This is a genomic window from Pseudomonas sp. GW821-FHT11D10 (assembly GCF_058808435.1).
Genome location: NZ_JBXARR010000001.1, coordinates 172877 through 188588, shown reverse-complemented (window position 1 = coordinate 188588; position 15712 = coordinate 172877). Strand labels below are relative to the sequence as shown.

Below are 15712 nucleotides of genomic sequence, written 5' to 3'. Positions count from 1 at the left end.
TCCTGCCCCGGCCCTGTGGTTATGGAGTTGGTACGGTGAAAGCGCCCTTGATGATCGCGGTCGGACGGTAATGGGTAACCGCCAGACGCTCCTCGCAGAGGATGGTCAGCATGTTTTTCACGAAGTTGTCGCGGTCCTGGTTGCTGATCTCGATGGTTGCATCCATCCGATCCCAAATCTGCGAGGCCAGGTCGAAGCCGCCCACGGTGAAAGTGCCTTGGGCTTGTGCCTTGGTCGCAACCACTGGCAGCCCCCACATCACCTTAGCCGCGAAAGCCGCTGGGCCACCGAAGATGTAACGCCCATCAGCATCTTTCAGCAGTGCGATGGCATGCCAGTCGCGCGGATTGAGGATCAGGCCGGAAGCCTCGAACTCAGATTCGCTGGTCTGGAAGATGGCGTGCGCGATTTGATCGGCACGGGTGTCACCGGTGGCGTTGAGAGCGGTGTCGTAAGCGGTCGCAACCTTGTTCAAGCCGATCAGGTTGTCACCGGTACCGTCGCCATTGAGCAGTTGACCTTCTTCAACCAGATCCAGGCCAAACAGCAAACGACCATTCACGTAGGACTCGAGCATCGGCGCATCGTCCATGATCTGGCGCGAAGCCTGGATCCAGTGGGCAATGGTTTTGACGTTTGCAGTTTCCTTGGTGAAGGTCAGTTGCGATTCTGGCTTCAGCGCACCCTCGGCTACCGGCGCTGCGCTGTTGGTGAACACGTTTTCGCGCACGTACTCGATGGCGTTCGAAGAGGTCCGCCCCTGAGCAAGCAAGTCGCGGATGGTCAGGCGACGCAGGCCCGGCATCAGAATACCCGGGTTCTGCTGTGGTTGAACCAGTGCGCCTGCCGAGGTGCTGCCGGAGCCGAGCGCCTTGCTGAAGCTCTTGACGTCGACCTTGCCGGAAGTTGAACCGTTCCAGTTCTTCTTCAGATCTTCGGCAGCACGTTCGGCGAACGATTTCTTGGCTTCCGGATTATCCAGACCGCCACCAGCCAGCTTCGATTCCAGGTCAAACAGGCGAGTACCTGCGGTTTTCAGTTCTTCCTGAACGGTTTGCAGATCACCCTGCAGTTTTTTGCTGATTTCACCGGTGCTGGTGATCTCTTTCTTTTGCGCATCGAACAGTTCGGTCATGTTCTTCTGCGCGTCTTCGATTGCCTTTTGGATTTGGGCCAATTCGGACATGGTTCAGTTTCCTACAGATGGGAAGGACTTGATGCGCTCGATGAGCGCGTTAATTTCGCCACCTTCGGAATCGCTCCGAACTGCGGACTTGAACCGGGCAATGAGGCCCAGTGCTTGCGACTTCGAAAGACCGGCCGAATCCCTCAGCCAATGCTCGACGTCGCGAATGGTGGTGATCGATTCCAGGCTTTTCATGGATTCGATGGTCGCCTGCTCATTGGCAGGAAAGGTGCAGATGCTGATTTCGCGAAGAGCCTGCACATTCTTGAAGGCGCGACCGGTGTCGATCAGATCGAAATCGTCTTTGAAGACGGTGAACCCGACCGACATTCCTTCGACCGTTTTGTGTTCCATAGCGGCCCGTAGATCCGTCGAAACCGACAGTCCCGGCGTCAGTTCGCCTCGGGTGAGAAGCCCTTTGCTGTCTTCTTCTAGGTTCAGCCACTTACCGACAGGAAGCTCCCAGGTTCGGTGATTGAAGAACATGCCGACCTGTCGACTTTGCGTGGCCAGCGCCTTTTTGAAGGCGCCCGGCAAGATGATGTCGCCGTCACTGTCGACCACACCAAACACGCTGGCATAACCTTCGAATGTTCCGGTCTTTCCGGATGAGTCGAACTTGATCTCGACCTGGTCGAAGGCCAAGGTCTTCTGAATATTGGACATTGGTTAGCTCCAGAAAAACTAAACCCCGCTGGGTGCGGGGTTCGTTTGTCCAAGTTGGGTAAGGGGTACGTTCTGCGACTGACATGTCGCGACATTGCCACCAGGCACTGAGGGCATATTGTCCAAACGCCTGAGTTCGTCACGGGTTCTAAGGCCTTTGTCGGCCATAATCCCCATGAAAGTCGCCCTCGCCGCCGAGTCGCCGCGCAACAATCCGTCGAGATTGTGCTCGGCATGTATCCGTCCGACATCCGCTGGTTTCACTAGCCACCGCTGGATGCAGCCCTCCCAGATTTTCAGGTAGGGATCGAGCGTGTATTGAAGGAACCCAATGTTTTGCTGCTCGATTCCTGATCCCCAACTGGTGGTTTTTTCAACATCCCCGACCAGATGCGGTGGAACGCCGAAGAACCGCGCCAATTCGCCAACCTGAAACTTGCGGGCTGCCATCGTTTCGGCGTCCTGCGGGCTAACCCCGATCGCCTGGGTGGTGAACCCAGCCTCCAAGATCCAAAGCCGTTTTTTGACCGGTCCGCCGGCAATTTCCTTGAAGTTTGCCTCTACCTGATCACGCTGGACCTTGCTCAGTGTCTTTCCTTCACCCGTCATGAGGATCTGGGGAGACTTGGCACCATTCGCGTAGAAATCACGCTGTTGATCTTCCATTGCAACAGCTACACCCGCTGTTTTCGCCGCAAACGCGATAGGTGAAAGCCCCACCAGACCGTTAAATCCGAACCCTTTGAGGTGGAAAATCTCGGATTGTTTGAAGTCGGCGTACTCGCTATCCCTGCGGTATCGATAAACGATCCGCTTACCCTCAAGCCTCACGTCCATATTCACCGACATCAGCGGTACCAAGCTGATGATGTCGCCCACACCGTTCCGGTCGATCAGCGCATAAGCATTGCCGTAGTAGCAGAGCTGCATGGTCATCGCTACGCGGAAGTCGAACGCGGTCATAAATTGGTTGGGGGCGTAGCGCAGCAGGCGCGCCAACGGGTTATCCAAACCTACTTTCGATCGGTCATCGCCTTTAGTCTCGAAGACGTCCAGCGGCAGGCATGCCGACACGCTGGAAATAAGGCGAACGCAGGCGAAGACCGTGGAGATCTGGAGCGAACGCTCGTCGTTGACGACTGAATCGCCCACCGTGCCTGAAGCCGACACAGGGCCGGTTTGAGATCCCTGGTTGGGCGATGTCAGCCGTCCTCCGACGAAAAAGCTCGCCAGGCGCGCCCAGAATGGACTGCGAGTGCGCAGGTCGATGCTGTAGTCGGTATCTGCCATTACATGCTCATTGGTCGATTGAGGAAGTCATCAAGGTTCACGGTGTCCACGTGGGCACCCGCTACACCTATCGCCATAAGGAGTGCGGTCATATCGTCGATCTTGTCGGCGGAGCGTTTCTTGTCGGGCGCCATATTCATGTTGTCGTCCCGTCTGGCGATCAGATTCGATGCGCACCAGTTGAGGATCATGTCGCCACCGTGAGCAAAAGCACCCGCAATGTAAGCGCGCTCCAGGACCTGCATGGCCGGGTGGTAGGACTTCGGCCCCTGAATGAATTCAATCATCGGCAGCTCGGCTGCCACCAGACGGTTGACCAGGTCACTGGCGTTCCATTTGTCGTAGGCGATCGCCTGCACGTTGAAACGCGCGCAGACCGATTTTACGTCCGCTTCGATCACGGCGTAATCGGTTACATCACCCTCGGTCTGTTTGAGCAGGCCGGATTCGACCCACGATGCGTACGGAACAGTGCCGCGCTCGGTTCGAAATGCAACGGAACTCTCTGGCGCCCAGCGCCAGCCGTAGGTGTAGAGCACGTCGTCGACATCCCACACCAATCGAAACGATGTGAGGTCAGTTGTCGAAGCAAGGTCCAGACCGCCCCAGCATGGGTACTGTGAAAGCCAATCAAGGTCGATCTCACCATTGCAGCGCTGCCACTTGTTGAGATCAACCCAACCGTCTGCGGTCGAAGCAGGACGGTTCAAGCGCTTGATGCGAAACTCAGCCATCTTGGATGGCATCTGCTTCGCCTCGACCGCCTCTTTACGAATCGCCGCCATCAAATGCGGGTTCACATCCATCAACGGGTTGGCTTTGATCCAACAGCTCTCGTCGAACTCGTCATCGGCCTTGATACCGAGGTTTTTGTCCTCGTCGTCGACGGCGTAGAACACCACCAGATAGTGATCGGCTGTCGTGCCGAACAACCCGGACAGCAACTTCTTCGCGAACATCCGAATTTCTGCCCACGGCCCTGGGTTCGTGTATCCCTCGGTGGTAGTAAACAACCACAGTGGATTGCCCCGGGCGCCGGCGGCAGACTGCAGGACGTTCAACAGGTCAGCAGTTTTGTGTGCGTGGATCTCGTCGAGACCAACATGCGACGGGTTCAGACCGTCCTGTGTTGAAGCCTTCGCGTGAATCGGCTTGAAGCTGGCACCGGTTTCAATCCGGCTGATCGATTTGGCCCACACTTGCAACCCGAAATAGGCACGCAGGTCGGCGTTCTTCTCCACCATCCGCTTAGCAGCGTTGAAGATGATTGCTGCCTGGCCGAACGTGGTGGCAGCGCTGACAATCTGCGCCCCCTCTTCCGGCTCGCAGCACTCGCAATACAGCAGGATCGCCGACGACAGTGTGCTTTTCGCGTTCTTCCGCGCAACGGCGAAAAGCGCCGAGGTGAAGCGGCGCGGATGGAACATCCCGTCATCACCCCAACCCTGGGTGTAAACAGCTTCGCGCTTGCGAAAGCCGAACAGTTGCACGACGAAGAAAATGTGCGACGCATGCATGTCGATGGTGGGTTTTTCCCATTTGCCCTCGACGTGATGAAGCTTTTCGATGAAGTCGCACGGGTCATTGGCATGCCAGTCATCAAAGATGAACGGACAATCCTTTTTCTTTGCCCTCTTCAGGTCATCAATGAAGCGCTGGGCTGCTTGCCTGATCAGCTTGCCGTGCCTTTTGCGCTTCTTGTCTGCGATCGCAGCCTTGGCGTAATCGATCGCGATCTGTACGAAATCACGCATCCATACTCCAGACTGGCAATCCAGGTGATTCGGTTATTTGCCTCCAGCTTTGCGGCCATTGCCGGCAAACGCATTGCCCTTTTGATCCTCAGGGCCTGCCCTGACCTTGCCTTGGGCAACCGGTGTCAGGCCGAAATCGTTTTGAAGATTACGAAGCGTGCCGGACATACTCGCGGTCGGCGCCTCGCCAGCGGCGTAAAGCTGAACAATTTTTCCGTGCAGCGCACACATGTGGGCCAGCGGGCTCAGCGCTGCATCGGTCAGTAATTTGTTGGCCATCAGGATTGGAACCAGTCGGTTCCACTCTTTCACGGCGTGTGCATTGGGTAACCAGTCCGGCGCATCGGGTGCGACGTCGACCAGGGGCAACTCAACTTCCAGGGGAACGTCGCGATCCTTGCGGTCCGTACCAGCAACCGCCTTCAGTTGGGCAGGTTTGCGTGGGTTCGCCATGGTCGCTCTCGGTATTTGCGGGCTCTCCGCAGGTGCTAAAAAACGGTTTTTCTCAACTGACGGCGCGAATAAAACATTCGGGCGCGGTCGGGAAGCAAAAAGGCCCAGACTTCTGACCCACCCCTTGGGGCTGTGACGTGCCACATCAGGGATGTTGACGTGCTTCAACCAACCCGAAGCACGCGGTTGACGTGCCTCATAACCGATCACGACCACCCCTGGCGTTGCCGAAACCACCGTCCTCCGTGGCCGTCTTCCTGCTGTGGTGCGGGCGGCAAAGCCCTTGCCAGTTGGTCCGATCCCAGAACAGAACCATGTCGCCTCGGTGCGGGACGATGTGGTCAACCTCGGTCGCGGCTCCCACTCTCCCTTCCTGCTGGCAGTGGACGCAGAGCGGATGCTTGGCCAGGTAGCCCTTGCTCGCCTGCTGCCAGCGGTAGGTGTAGCCACGGGAGTTGCTGTTGCCTCGCTGCTGCTCGGGTGTCGAATGTTTGGGCGTGACTGGTGCCGCTGGCTTGTGTCGTTGCGGCCGGACAGGCATGCGCTTTACTCGGTTGGTGGCTCGCTCTTGGCGGGCTGGCTGGGTTGCTCTGGCGCGATCCGTCGCTCGGTCAGGAGGCGGATACGCTCAGCTGCAACGATCAACCACTTGGCTGCTCGCTCTCGGCGGGCAGCGCATCCGGCACAACTCATACCGGGTCACCCTCGACGACCAGGTCGCGGCCGTCGACGGTAAACACCACCGTCAGCCGAACCGGCTCGCCGCGGCTGCTTTCCATGTTGGTGCTGACTTGGCAGGGAAGAACCTGACCGTCTTCGGTATGCAGAGCGAAAGGACCTGGGTAGCCGGCGTTCACATGTCGCGGCTCGGGATCGGAAAGGGCCGTGACTTCAACGGTCTTCTCGATACGTTTCAGTACCAGCTTCATGGCGTCACCTCGTATGTGAAGTCCAGGCGCCCGATAGCAACCGCAGCGCGGTGAGCGTCCCACTCTCCATCAAAGGCGACAGTTCTGGTGTAGGGCGACGCTGCCTTGCCTTTGAAGCGCTCCCAGTGCACGTCCTGACCCTTGAGCGAGAATACGATGAGGACGTCGCCATCAAGGCTGTCGATAGTGATCTTGGCCATTACCCCTCAACCTTCCGAGCCGCTGCTCGATCGTAGTAGCCGCGCACCTTCTCGACACCGAGGAAGCCAACAGCACCGCCGGCGAACGTGGCCATGCTCTGCGGTAAGCCCATCCATTCAAGGAGTGGTACCAACGACAGCGTGACCAGGCCGCACAGCGCGCCTTCCAGATACATCTGACGGCGAGTGCCGCCGCCGTACATCACCCGCAGAACGGCGATACCGACCGACAGTCCGGCGGCGTAGAGCTGCGGCTGATGCAGCAGCAGCCAGGCGAGCACAGCGGCCCACAGTCCGGGATCCTTCTCAGGCATGTTTGGCATCTCGATTCCTCCCTTTGGGGGAGTGCATTAGATCCGGCTCCAGCAGCACTCCCAGCTCGGAGCAATGGGTGTGGTGGAGCCGAAAACGAAAAAGCCCCGGCAAATGCCGAGGCTTGGTATGGGTGCAGATGGCCGGTGCTGATCTCCGGCTTTTGGACTTAACGATCTAGGTCTGCGGTGCCCACAACACGACCGGGTTTGCGCATCAGCCTGCGCATTCATCTACATAACAGAAAGCAAAAAGCCCATCTCGGAGACGGGCTTTGCACGCGGAAAAACCGCAAAGTAACTGAAATCTATAGTCAGTCCCCGGGCCTGTCAAGCGGCCTGACGTCGAATATCGAGCGCGCCATCAATCCAGGCCACGCCGGCCTTCCAGAGCTGCCGAGTCTTCTCCTCGCCGAACTTCATCTTCTTGCCGACTTCCATCAGCGACGTATCCCGGCTGGTGTAATAGCGCATCAGCACCTGGCCGCATTCCGGGTAGCGCTTCAGCAGGCGCCCCATCAGGCCATCAATCATCAGCGCGTCGTCATCGGTGATCATCGGCGACAGGATCGTGTTCTCGCGGGATGCGCAGCAGGACACGCCAGAGCCCAGCACGACCCAGCGTCCCCAATGCTCCAGCAGATCCTCGGCGGTGCGTTCTTTAAATGTCGGAGTGAAGGCCATGCTCAATCCCCCTTATAAGACGAGCCACCAGGCCCGCGAGTATTGGTCTGCTGGTACAGCTCTGCCATCGAAGTCGGCGAGCCAGGAGGATGGACCACAGTGCGACCACCCTGACGGATCAGCATGCCGAGCTGAACGATCAGATCCTCCACCGGCAGCGCTTGTAGGGTCTCGGCGTGCACCAGGCCCGAAGCGTGGCAACCAATGCAGTCGAGCTGATGAAACACGCCCTGAATCACCCCTTTTCCGGCACAGGATGGGCAATCAGTGAGCGGGATCTGGCGGCGCACAAAGGCGGGGCCATGTGTTCTTTTATCCATTTTTAAACCTCGCCTTTTATTGTTTCGTAATTTGGCTAGAAGCCGCGCCATTCAAGGACTTGACGGCATTCTGCGAATTTCCGTTTCTAGTCATGGTCAAGCGGTGAATCAGGCCGAAGCCCTTCCCGTCTAACCATTCGTGCCACTTGTTCAGGGCTTCGCGCTTGAGCAATTCGGCGGATGTGTGGATGTAGGTCTGCACGTTGCGGGTCATCGTGTGGTTCACCAGCATCTCGCCGATGAGGAAGTCCACACCGAGGTCAGTCCAGCCAGTCCGGGCAACTTTGCGCAGGTCGTGGCTTGTCCACTCGCCCTTACCCAACCGGGTGAACACGGCGCAGGCCTGGCCATCACTCAGGCACCCGCCCAACCGTGCCGGGAACACGAACGCGCCCTTGTAGCCCTTCCCTGCCTGCCAGTCCCGGTACCGCTCCAGCAGCGCGCAGACCTGCTGAGTCAGTGGCAGCCGATGCTCGCAACGGGTCTTGGTGTTCTCGGCCGGGATGAACCACTCGCCCTGCTCGCCCAGAGTCAGGTGCTGCCACCGAGCCATCCGGGTTTCACCCACCCGCGTACCGTGGCAGAGCATCATCAGCGCCAGCATGCAGTCCTGCGGTGCCCGGTCGAAGCCATCGGCCAGCTGTTCGATCACGTCCTCGAGTTGCACGGCGCGCAGGCGCGATGGTTTGGGCAGGATCCGGGCCTTGGTGAAGTCAGTGAACTTGAAGCCGGCGATCGGGTTGGTGCTGATCAGGCGCAGTTTCTCAGCTTGCCGCATGGCCACCACCAGCACGCCCCAAACCAGTCGGACGTAGGACAGCGAGAACTCGGCCTGCATCGGCCACATCAGCTGCTTGTCCAAGGTGAACCGGTCGAGATCGTCCACCAGCAGCTCGCCGAGGCGCGGTTTCAAGTGGAGGCTGATGATCGAGGTGTTGGTGGAGCGGCGCTTGTCCGAAAGGCTGCGGTCAACGGCCTGTCGGGCGGCGAACCAGTCCAGCAACTGGCCAACGGTCTGCAGGGTGCCGGCCGATGCCGAGGCCTTTGGATCGGCGGCCAGGCGTTCGCGAATCTTCGGCAGTGCGTTGATCAAACCCTTCACCGGCAGATCCGGGAATCGGGCGATCTTTTCCCATTCCTTGCCGGACACCAGGTACCACGTACCGCGCTCGCGGTTCTTGTGGAAGCGGAAGTAAACGCCCGGGAACCGCGCGTCCCGCATGTCGCGGATATCGGTGTTGGCAGATTGTCGTCGGATCTCGGCGTCTGAAAATGTGGTCAGCAGGCTCTGGCTCATGGCGTGTTCGGCTCCGGGTCAATTGGGTAATCCCGGATGTGCACGCGCACCTCGCCACCTGGCACCGGCTTGCCGATGTTGATCGTGGTCACGAAGTTCTTGTCGTCGATGCCCAGGCCGTCCGCAACACCGTCACGACCGGCCTTGAAGCGGGCCAGCAGGTTGTCATCGTCATAGGCCCTGCGATTCGGCGGACAGAACGTGACCCAGAAGTACTTTTTGCCGCTGAGCCGCGGCGCATCCAGCGCCAGCGCGATAAGCCCGCAGGGGCGGCGGTATGCCTTTGCGTGCTTGTGCTTTTGCTTCCAGTGCACACGCGCGTTTGGGCTCAGCTCCTTTGGCGGCCACGGCAGCGTCAGGTCGATCATGCAGCCCCCTTCACGGTAAGAATTCCGGCCCGGATCAGGCCTTCGTGTGTTTCGGCGATGGCGCGCGGCATGTCGGACCAATCGACCTCGCCCGCGGCGCGACCATCGATGACGTCGTGACAGGAGCTGCAGGCGTACACCGCGACGGTGTCGAAGCCCTTCATGCCCATGCCCTTCTGCCCGCAGGGCAGGTGCGCGAGGACGGTGGTTTCTGGATTGAAATTGCAGACGCCCGGCAGGCGTACGGTGCATTCCTGGCCGTTGGCCGAATTGCGGAGTTTCTTCGAGGTCACGCGCATACCCGCTCTCCCGTGACGACGTCGACCACTTCAAAGGTGTGCGGCCACATCCACGATCCGTAGCGTTTGGCCATGGCCTGGTCGGCGAACAGCGCCAGTGCGTGATCAGGTGGTGAGCTCAAGTCGACCTTGAACGAGCAGCAGAACACGGCCCAACGGTAGGTCTCGATCTCGGGTACAGCCAGGCGTCGATCAGACACGTTCGACCCTCCCCGCACGCAGGGCGCGCAAATTGGCCAAGGCCGCATTGCCAACTTCCGGATTTCGCTCAGGCTTCGGTGCAGCAAGCTCAGCGACCGGGATAGACCCAAGCGACTCGCCATTCCAGATCTTCCGGCACTGCGCTAGGTAGTGGCGCTCGAAGTTCGCCATACCCAGCTCTCGAGAAAGAAGCGGCAAGCTGTGGAAACCTGCAGCAGCCGTGGCGTGATAGACCGCTGGATGCATCCACTTTGCGGAGTCGCGCATTGCGGGATGGCAGTTTCGCAGGCCTTGCGCATATGCCTTCTCGACACTCGGCAGGCCAAGCCCCTCAGGAGCAAAACACCAGCTCACGAACACACCTGGTGCTGGCACGAACGCCAATTTGTTCGCGCTCAGGACGCGCATGCCGTGGTCAATTTGCTCCATCCGATTGATCCCGGAACGCATGAACTCGCCAAGCCATTCAAGCTTCGAGGCGTTCATCACAGCCTCCGTTGGCCATGACTGGCGCCAAGCGCCACAGGCGCCGCGCAGGCGCATGAATAGATCGTCGATGACTGTCTTGGTCGCTGGATCTACTTCGGCCACAACCGGGTCAGCAGGCGGAACGTATGCAGGGTCGGTGCGTCGAGTAGCGATAAGATCGCGTGCGGATTTCATACTCGAACTCCCTTTGCTGCCCAGTCATCAGTGCTGCCTGTTTCGTTCTCGACTTCACCAGCCTTCACGGCCTTCTCGCGCTTCACCCAACCGACCAGTTTGAAACACCAGCCAGCCGCGGTATCAACAACGGCTGACTTGGCAACGAAGAAGCCCTTGAAACCAGCCAGCAGTTCAGTAGTCACCGATTCATCAGGCAATCCGGCAATTGCGAGTTGGTCAGACAGAGATTTCAAGTTCGGCTCCCAGGTAGCGAACATGGCGAAGCGCTGACGGTCGTCCTGCGATTCGATGGCTGCGCGGTTCTGTTCGGCAAGAGCGGCATCAATCTCGCGCTGCTGCAGCTGCTCTTCGGTTCCTTGATGGTTCAGTGACGGATTGGGTGCAGCTGCTGCACCCCGTTCTGCGTTTTCCTGCACCCCGTTCTGCTGTGAGCTGCACCCCGTGCGGTCATCTGCACCCCGATCCTTACGGGGTGCAGCATTTGCACCCCGCTTCATCTGGAGGTCGTACACCACAGGCCGGCGGTCACGGCGGTCGATGTACGCGGCAGCGATCGCTTGATTGCCTTCAGCGATGAAGCCAGCCTTCTCCAGCTCATCAAGCTTTAAGCGGACTGTGCGCTCGGAAAGGCCAGTGTCTTCAGAGAGGGTCGCGGCGGAGGGGAACGCCCCTCTTCCATCGCTACCGGCGTAGTTCGCCAGGCACAGCAGTACGTGACGAGCAGCCGGGTTTTCGAGGTCGGCTTTACGGAGCGCAAGCGCCCATGACATTGCTTGAACGCTCACTTCGAGGCTCCGATATTCAGTTCGGCCAAACGGGCAAGGCCCTTTGGGGTAACGAGAGGATCGAAAGCGGCGCGATCCGCGCCGGTTTCTGAGTCAGGCTTGAGAGCGGTTACCTTGTGGACCATGTGGCCCGACGTGATTCGTGGCTGGTAGGCCGTCCAGCGACCGGAGCCCTGACGGCGGAAGATCCACCGGTTCTGCTGCATCCAGGCAAACAACTTTGAAGGCTTCAGCTGCAAGTGCTTCGCGGCGTCGGTGATGCAGATCGCACCGCCAGCGGCTGCCAGACGATTGATGGCCGCAACCTTTGGTGCCTGATCGAGGATGACGAGGCGAAGGGTCTGATTGTCCTTCGCCTGATCTGCGGCAGCCTGCAGCGCCTCGGCGTAAGTGGCCGGGATCTGGAACTGGCCCGCGTGCGCTTCCAGCTCCTGCCAGCGATCAATAATCCGGGCGCGCAGCTCGACGCTGTAGCCAGACACGACGACGAGGGTATCGCGCTGCGATAGCAGGAACTCGCGGTAAACCTGGCCGTTCTGCGGGTGGACGTAGGGGGTGTCGTTTGAAGAAACGACACCCTTCGCGACCAAGGCTCGGATGGTTTTCAGCACGTTGTCGTGAGAGCTGCCGATCAGCTCGGCGATTTCACGCGACGACATGTGTCGCGACACGTTTTGGTCAATCGAAAAACGTGTCGCAGAAATGGGGGTATTGCCGGGGGTGACGTTCGTGTTCATACTGGCCCCTCAAGTTGTTGTGCGCTTTAAAGAAGCCGGGTTGCCCCCCGGCTTTTTTTCGTCTGCTTTTTATGCACTGTATGAATAAACAGCCATTCCAGTGCACTACCTCAAATCCCTGTCAGAACCGATAATTGCTCTACCGGGACTTCTTGCTTTCATTCATTTTTTTTGAGGTCCTCTTTCAGCCGAAAAAGGTCCTGCTTGAGCAAATCAATGTGGCGCTCCATTTCCCCCAGCTGCTCCGCAATACTGCTGGTGGTTGGCACAGCCCCCGCTATGCCAGAGCCTTTTTTGGTTGGGCTTCGGCAAGCAGCCAGTCAGCATCAAAAGGCTTGCCCCTGGCAGTCGCCAGTTCGGCAATCTTCTTGGCGTATTCGGTTTCGCCGGTGTAGTCAGTTCGCGGCAGTGCATCTGCAACTAGCCACTTGTAGATAGCTCTGGGGGTTTTGCCGCAGGCCAAAGCAACAGCTGAAACACCGCCGGCATCATCGATCGATTTCTTGAGCGGCCGCATAAGGCCTCCGGGTCATTTATGAACTTACAGTACATATTATGTCGGAACTGAAAGTACATGCAAGCACGTGCAACCATGTACCCATGGTTCAAATAGAAGATTTGCGCGCAGCGTTCGTCGCTCGCCTGAAAAAGGCTTTGGCCGAAAGAAAAATTCCCGAGTGGGGTGCAGGCGCTCGCCTAGCGAAAATGGCCGGCGTCACACCTAAAGCCACCAGCAAATGGATGAATGGCGAGTCGATGCCTGGCGGAGCCAAGATGCTTGCCGTGGCCAATGCTCTCGGGGTGCGTGTTGAATGGCTCGAGTACGGTCGCGGAGACATGACGGAAACGTCAGCCGCCCTCCAGGTCGAAGACGCGCGAACTCCTCCAAGAGGTTTTGAGCTTAAGGATGACCCAAGTTACACAGGCGTACTCCAGCTCACTGCGCGAGGCTCGACAGGGGCCGGCGAAGACAACACTCACGTCGAAATTCGTGGTGTCATGGCGTTCAAATCTTCTTGGTTGCGCGCCAATAATCTCAACCAGAGACACCTCGACGTAATTTATGCGAACGGTCACAGCATGGAGCCGACTATCAACGACGGCGACGTCCTACTGGTGGATGAGTCAAAGATTGAGCCGAAAGACGGTCAGATTTTCGCCATGCAAAGCGCCACCAAGGGCACGATCGTGAAGCGCCTGGTGAAGTCAGACATCGACGGATGGATCATCCGTAGCGACAACTCGGACAAGGCGCGCTACGGCGACGAGATTTTGCGAGACGGCGAGATAAACGAAGTGCGGATCATCGGGCGCGTCGTGTGGCGCGGCGGGATGCTGTAGCGGTTTAGCCCAGGCAACATCAAAAGAGAGTGTGATGAAAATATTGTTCGAAGACGCCATCAGATTTTTAGTGGCCAAAACCGATAAGGCTAAATGTCCTTGCTGTGGCTCTGAAAAATGGATCGTACCTTTCGCTGATGGTGTGGACGACGCTGTGTTTCTTTTGCCCACCGGGGCGACCTTCGGCGCAGAGCCAGCGTACAACCTTGCTCTGGAATGCAACAATTGCGGTTTCGTAAGGGAGCACAGAGCGCAATTTATCGCGGATTGGATTGCTCAGAATCCGGGCAAAGATAAAAATGAATAATTATAGCGGAAGGCTTTTCGGCGAGGGCCATCTCCCGAAATCAATATACGTGATGGGTGACAGGGCCAAACCTGAGAGCCATACTGCGGCCATGAACGATATATCTCGCGAAGAACTGAAATCTACTCTATCCGCCATTGAAGAGCGGATGGATAAGCGTATCGACAGGATTGAGCGGTCAGAAGAGCGCCGCTCTGATGATTTCCGTAATGAGCTGGCACTTCGTGACGCTCAGTTGCAGCGAGAATTAGATATTCGGCAAGAATCATTCCGCGCCGAACAGATTGCTCGTGACGCAGCTCTATCTGAAAAGTTCGCGGGTTTTCTAGCCGCTCAAGCTGAGCGAGACAAGGCGTGGGAGAAAATCTCAGAATCTCGCTTCGAGCGCATTGAAAAGGACGTGAGCAGCATAAAGGCTGACACTAAAAAAGTTGGCGAAGACGTCAACGGCATCAAAGTCACGATGGGGAAATACCTTGGGGGTGCCATAGTAATAGGCGCTATAGCATCCGCGCTCCTTGGAGTTGCATTGAAATATGCCTTTACCTTTGCCAGTTGAGATCTGATTACAAGCCGGCCCAGCGCCGGGCTTCTTGTTTCTGCCCTCCTCGATCTAACCCGTAGCCCGCCACTGAGCGGGCTTTTTCTTGCCCGCAATTAAAATATGTACTTTTGGTACTTGACCAATATGAACCATTGGTACATATTTACTCCATCGCCGGATAACAACCGGCCAGATGGAAGGCAGCGATGAACCGGCCTGAACGGTTCAGAGGGTTGGCAACTGACCCGGGCGTGCAGCGTAAAGCGCCAAATCCAGTTATCCGGCGGACGGTGTCGCGGTCGGACGAACAACTTGAATGAGCCCGTACCGCGCCAGCAGCGCCGAAGGGACACGGTGTTTTTCACTGATGCGCCTGGCCTGCCGGGCGCATTGGGAAATCAACCGAGAGGCACACAGCATGGAATCAATCATCAAGAGCGGCACATGGATCGGCCATCTCGGCCGTGGGCTTGCTCGCAGAGAACTTCAGTTTTTGCTTTTAGTCGCCCAGGGCCTTACCGCCAAACAGATCGCCAGATCTCACGATGTTGAACCAGGGACGGTCGCCAAGCGGATCTCCAGCGCCATGTTCAAGCTGGGCGTCCATCGCCAGTCGGCGGCGGTCGCCGAGGCCATGCGGCTGGAAATCATCGTAGGACAGGCAGGCGGTCCGAATCCTCAAGGTCCAGTTGGGGAATCGAACGATGGTGTTTTTATCGCTTAAACGACGGCAAGGCATCACTGCTGCACCTTGGCGACAGGGTGCATCGGGATGCGGACGAAAGCTGCGGCCTATAACCGCCCACCTGCATGCAGCACCAGCTGAGTACGGCGAGCGCCCGTCAAGATGCCAACGGCGCGGCAGTGAGGGTGACCGACATGAAATAGACCATGACCAAAGCCCTCCGTCAGGAGGCACTTTTCACCCCCCTTCACGTAGGGAGGTCTACGTGAAGACGAAAGCCCGGGTGCTACCGGGCTTTCTTTTGCCCGGCGTTTATTGCGTCAGCACTCTCCCCTGCGCCCAACGGCAAACAGCAGGCGGCGCCGAGTGCTGACGAATGAACGCAACCCCACCACCGAGGGATCAGCCATGCAAATGCACCCACTGATGCAACAGCGCGTCGATGTTCTGCGCGTCCTGATGATTCGCACCCAGGCAGCGCGCGAGACGTTCGCACGGCTCGCCGGCCTGGTGATGCCGGAGAAGAAGGTGCGCTTTCAGGTGAAGACAGTCGGCAAGGCTTTCCATGTCGTGGATCTGTCCACCGGCAAGACCAAGGCGTTTCGCTGGACCTACAAAGCAGCGCTCGACATGGCGATCCAGTTCGAAGAGAAGGCCAACCGGCCAAAGGTTGGTGAGCAGTGATTGGT

Annotated in this window: 23 protein-coding genes and 1 pseudogene; 5 read left to right on the top strand and 19 right to left on the bottom strand. The window is 58.2% G+C overall.

Going from position 1 to position 15712, the window contains the following annotated elements:
• Positions 1-19 precede the first annotated feature (19 nt).
• The 19 genes from AC1RT4_RS00895 to AC1RT4_RS00805 all read right to left on the bottom strand — a co-directional run bounded on the left by AC1RT4_RS00895 (position 20) and on the right by AC1RT4_RS00805 (position 12663).
• Positions 20-1186 (bottom strand): phage major capsid protein, encoded by a 1167-nt coding sequence (locus AC1RT4_RS00895; RefSeq protein WP_230732627.1) that lies wholly within the window; start codon positions 1184-1186, stop codon positions 20-22.
• A gap of 3 nt (positions 1187-1189) precedes the next feature.
• Positions 1190-1852 (bottom strand): HK97 family phage prohead protease, encoded by a 663-nt coding sequence (locus AC1RT4_RS00890; RefSeq protein WP_493082940.1) that lies wholly within the window; start codon positions 1850-1852, stop codon positions 1190-1192.
• 18 nt (positions 1853-1870) lie between these two features.
• Positions 1871-3142, bottom strand: a complete 1272-nt coding sequence (locus AC1RT4_RS00885) for a phage portal protein (RefSeq protein ID WP_493082938.1) — start codon at positions 3140-3142, stop codon at positions 1871-1873.
• A complete protein-coding gene (locus AC1RT4_RS00880) occupies positions 3142-4896 on the bottom strand; it encodes a terminase large subunit (RefSeq protein ID WP_493082936.1) in 1755 nt (584 codons plus the stop codon). The genes AC1RT4_RS00885 and AC1RT4_RS00880 overlap by 1 nt, the downstream gene beginning before the upstream one ends.
• A gap of 33 nt (positions 4897-4929) precedes the next feature.
• Positions 4930-5349: a hypothetical protein gene (locus tag AC1RT4_RS00875; protein ID WP_493082934.1), complete on the bottom strand. Its 420-nt coding sequence runs from the start codon at positions 5347-5349 to the stop codon at positions 4930-4932.
• Positions 5350-5545: 196 nt separating this feature from the next.
• Positions 5546-5890: an HNH endonuclease gene (locus tag AC1RT4_RS00870; RefSeq protein ID WP_493082932.1), complete on the bottom strand. Its 345-nt coding sequence runs from the start codon at positions 5888-5890 to the stop codon at positions 5546-5548.
• Positions 5891-6038: 148 nt separating this feature from the next.
• The gene (locus AC1RT4_RS00865; protein ID WP_493082930.1) at positions 6039-6278 is read right to left on the bottom strand and encodes a hypothetical protein; all 240 of its coding nucleotides are present in this window, start codon (positions 6276-6278) and stop codon (positions 6039-6041) included.
• Positions 6275-6478, bottom strand: a complete 204-nt coding sequence (locus AC1RT4_RS00860; protein WP_493082928.1) for a hypothetical protein — start codon at positions 6476-6478, stop codon at positions 6275-6277. The genes AC1RT4_RS00865 and AC1RT4_RS00860 overlap by 4 nt, the downstream gene beginning before the upstream one ends.
• Positions 6478-6801 (bottom strand): phage holin, lambda family, encoded by a 324-nt coding sequence (locus AC1RT4_RS00855; RefSeq protein WP_083368521.1) that lies wholly within the window; start codon positions 6799-6801, stop codon positions 6478-6480. Before AC1RT4_RS00855 ends, AC1RT4_RS00860 begins: the two co-directional genes overlap by 1 nt.
• A 318-nt stretch (positions 6802-7119) precedes the next feature.
• Positions 7120-7473, bottom strand: a complete 354-nt coding sequence (locus AC1RT4_RS00850) for an antiterminator Q family protein (protein WP_443525059.1) — start codon at positions 7471-7473, stop codon at positions 7120-7122.
• 2 nt (positions 7474-7475) lie between these two features.
• Entirely contained in the window at positions 7476-7793 is a 318-nt protein-coding gene (locus tag AC1RT4_RS00845) for a hypothetical protein (RefSeq protein ID WP_493082926.1), read from the bottom strand.
• 16 nt (positions 7794-7809) lie between these two features.
• A complete protein-coding gene (locus tag AC1RT4_RS00840; protein ID WP_493082924.1) occupies positions 7810-9090 on the bottom strand; it encodes a tyrosine-type recombinase/integrase in 1281 nt (426 codons plus the stop codon).
• Positions 9087-9458, bottom strand: a complete 372-nt coding sequence (locus AC1RT4_RS00835; RefSeq protein WP_493082922.1) for a RusA family crossover junction endodeoxyribonuclease — start codon at positions 9456-9458, stop codon at positions 9087-9089. The genes AC1RT4_RS00840 and AC1RT4_RS00835 overlap by 4 nt, the downstream gene beginning before the upstream one ends.
• Positions 9455-9757, bottom strand: a complete 303-nt coding sequence (locus tag AC1RT4_RS00830; RefSeq protein ID WP_493082920.1) for a nuclease domain-containing protein — start codon at positions 9755-9757, stop codon at positions 9455-9457. Before AC1RT4_RS00830 ends, AC1RT4_RS00835 begins: the two co-directional genes overlap by 4 nt.
• Positions 9748-9957 carry a hypothetical protein gene (locus tag AC1RT4_RS00825; protein WP_493082918.1) on the bottom strand — a complete coding sequence of 70 codons (210 nt, stop codon included), beginning with the start codon at positions 9955-9957 and terminating at the stop codon, positions 9748-9750. Before AC1RT4_RS00825 ends, AC1RT4_RS00830 begins: the two co-directional genes overlap by 10 nt.
• Positions 9950-10621, bottom strand: coding sequence for a replication protein P (locus AC1RT4_RS00820; RefSeq protein WP_493082916.1), 672 nt, complete (start codon positions 10619-10621; stop codon positions 9950-9952). Before AC1RT4_RS00820 ends, AC1RT4_RS00825 begins: the two co-directional genes overlap by 8 nt.
• Complete coding sequence (locus AC1RT4_RS00815; protein WP_493084404.1) at positions 10618-11394, bottom strand: helix-turn-helix domain-containing protein; 777 nt, start codon at positions 11392-11394, stop codon at positions 10618-10620. Before AC1RT4_RS00815 ends, AC1RT4_RS00820 begins: the two co-directional genes overlap by 4 nt.
• An 11-nt stretch (positions 11395-11405) precedes the next feature.
• Positions 11406-12068 carry a phage antirepressor KilAC domain-containing protein gene (locus tag AC1RT4_RS00810; protein WP_493084402.1) on the bottom strand — a complete coding sequence of 221 codons (663 nt, stop codon included), beginning with the start codon at positions 12066-12068 and terminating at the stop codon, positions 11406-11408.
• A 355-nt stretch (positions 12069-12423) separates the two neighbouring features.
• The gene (locus AC1RT4_RS00805) at positions 12424-12663 is read right to left on the bottom strand and encodes a helix-turn-helix domain-containing protein (protein WP_493082914.1); all 240 of its coding nucleotides are present in this window, start codon (positions 12661-12663) and stop codon (positions 12424-12426) included.
• Between the two features lie 38 nt (positions 12664-12701).
• Between AC1RT4_RS00805 and AC1RT4_RS00800 the strand changes: the two genes are divergently transcribed.
• The 5 genes and pseudogenes from AC1RT4_RS00800 to AC1RT4_RS00780 all read left to right on the top strand — a co-directional run bounded on the left by AC1RT4_RS00800 (position 12702) and on the right by AC1RT4_RS00780 (position 15707).
• Positions 12702-13487, top strand: a complete 786-nt coding sequence (locus AC1RT4_RS00800) for a LexA family transcriptional regulator (protein WP_493082912.1) — start codon at positions 12702-12704, stop codon at positions 13485-13487.
• Positions 13488-13521: 34 nt separating this feature from the next.
• Positions 13522-13794, top strand: coding sequence for a hypothetical protein (locus AC1RT4_RS00795; protein WP_493082910.1), 273 nt, complete (start codon positions 13522-13524; stop codon positions 13792-13794).
• Positions 13787-14353 carry a hypothetical protein gene (locus tag AC1RT4_RS00790; RefSeq protein ID WP_493082908.1) on the top strand — a complete coding sequence of 189 codons (567 nt, stop codon included), beginning with the start codon at positions 13787-13789 and terminating at the stop codon, positions 14351-14353. Before AC1RT4_RS00795 ends, AC1RT4_RS00790 begins: the two co-directional genes overlap by 8 nt.
• 403 nt (positions 14354-14756) lie before the next feature.
• Positions 14757-14990: pseudogene (locus tag AC1RT4_RS00785) on the top strand (response regulator transcription factor); the annotation flags it as partial.
• Positions 14991-15431: 441 nt separating this feature from the next.
• On the top strand, positions 15432-15707 hold the full coding sequence (locus AC1RT4_RS00780; protein WP_493082906.1) for a hypothetical protein: 276 nt from the start codon (positions 15432-15434) through the stop codon (positions 15705-15707).
• Positions 15708-15712: the final 5 nt, after the last annotated feature.

Coding starts and splice junctions, on each gene's coding strand:
- AC1RT4_RS00805 (WP_493082914.1), bottom strand. CDS start 12,663: ATGCGGCCGCTCAAGAAATCGATCGATGATGCCGGCGGTGTTTCAGCT.
- AC1RT4_RS00820 (WP_493082916.1), bottom strand. CDS start 10,621: ATGAAATCCGCACGCGATCTTATCGCTACTCGACGCACCGACCCTGCA.
- AC1RT4_RS00855 (WP_083368521.1), bottom strand. CDS start 6,801: ATGCCAAACATGCCTGAGAAGGATCCCGGACTGTGGGCCGCTGTGCTC.
- AC1RT4_RS00870 (WP_493082932.1), bottom strand. CDS start 5,890: ATGCCTGTCCGGCCGCAACGACACAAGCCAGCGGCACCAGTCACGCCC.
- AC1RT4_RS00815 (WP_493084404.1), bottom strand. CDS start 11,394: ATGTCATGGGCGCTTGCGCTCCGTAAAGCCGACCTCGAAAACCCGGCT.
- AC1RT4_RS00795 (WP_493082910.1), top strand. CDS start 13,522: ATGAAAATATTGTTCGAAGACGCCATCAGATTTTTAGTGGCCAAAACC.
- AC1RT4_RS00780 (WP_493082906.1), top strand. CDS start 15,432: ATGCAAATGCACCCACTGATGCAACAGCGCGTCGATGTTCTGCGCGTC.
- AC1RT4_RS00850 (WP_443525059.1), bottom strand. CDS start 7,473: ATGGCCTTCACTCCGACATTTAAAGAACGCACCGCCGAGGATCTGCTG.
- AC1RT4_RS00790 (WP_493082908.1), top strand. CDS start 13,787: ATGAATAATTATAGCGGAAGGCTTTTCGGCGAGGGCCATCTCCCGAAA.
- AC1RT4_RS00875 (WP_493082934.1), bottom strand. CDS start 5,349: ATGGCGAACCCACGCAAACCTGCCCAACTGAAGGCGGTTGCTGGTACG.
- AC1RT4_RS00800 (WP_493082912.1), top strand. CDS start 12,702: ATGTCGGAACTGAAAGTACATGCAAGCACGTGCAACCATGTACCCATG.
- AC1RT4_RS00885 (WP_493082938.1), bottom strand. CDS start 3,142: ATGGCAGATACCGACTACAGCATCGACCTGCGCACTCGCAGTCCATTC.
- AC1RT4_RS00895 (WP_230732627.1), bottom strand. CDS start 1,186: ATGTCCGAATTGGCCCAAATCCAAAAGGCAATCGAAGACGCGCAGAAG.
- AC1RT4_RS00880 (WP_493082936.1), bottom strand. CDS start 4,896: ATGCGTGATTTCGTACAGATCGCGATCGATTACGCCAAGGCTGCGATC.
- AC1RT4_RS00830 (WP_493082920.1), bottom strand. CDS start 9,757: ATGCGCGTGACCTCGAAGAAACTCCGCAATTCGGCCAACGGCCAGGAA.
- AC1RT4_RS00860 (WP_493082928.1), bottom strand. CDS start 6,478: ATGGCCAAGATCACTATCGACAGCCTTGATGGCGACGTCCTCATCGTA.
- AC1RT4_RS00890 (WP_493082940.1), bottom strand. CDS start 1,852: ATGTCCAATATTCAGAAGACCTTGGCCTTCGACCAGGTCGAGATCAAG.
- AC1RT4_RS00845 (WP_493082926.1), bottom strand. CDS start 7,793: ATGGATAAAAGAACACATGGCCCCGCCTTTGTGCGCCGCCAGATCCCG.
- AC1RT4_RS00810 (WP_493084402.1), bottom strand. CDS start 12,068: ATGTCGTCGCGTGAAATCGCCGAGCTGATCGGCAGCTCTCACGACAAC.
- AC1RT4_RS00865 (WP_493082930.1), bottom strand. CDS start 6,278: ATGAAGCTGGTACTGAAACGTATCGAGAAGACCGTTGAAGTCACGGCC.
- AC1RT4_RS00840 (WP_493082924.1), bottom strand. CDS start 9,090: ATGAGCCAGAGCCTGCTGACCACATTTTCAGACGCCGAGATCCGACGA.
- AC1RT4_RS00835 (WP_493082922.1), bottom strand. CDS start 9,458: ATGATCGACCTGACGCTGCCGTGGCCGCCAAAGGAGCTGAGCCCAAAC.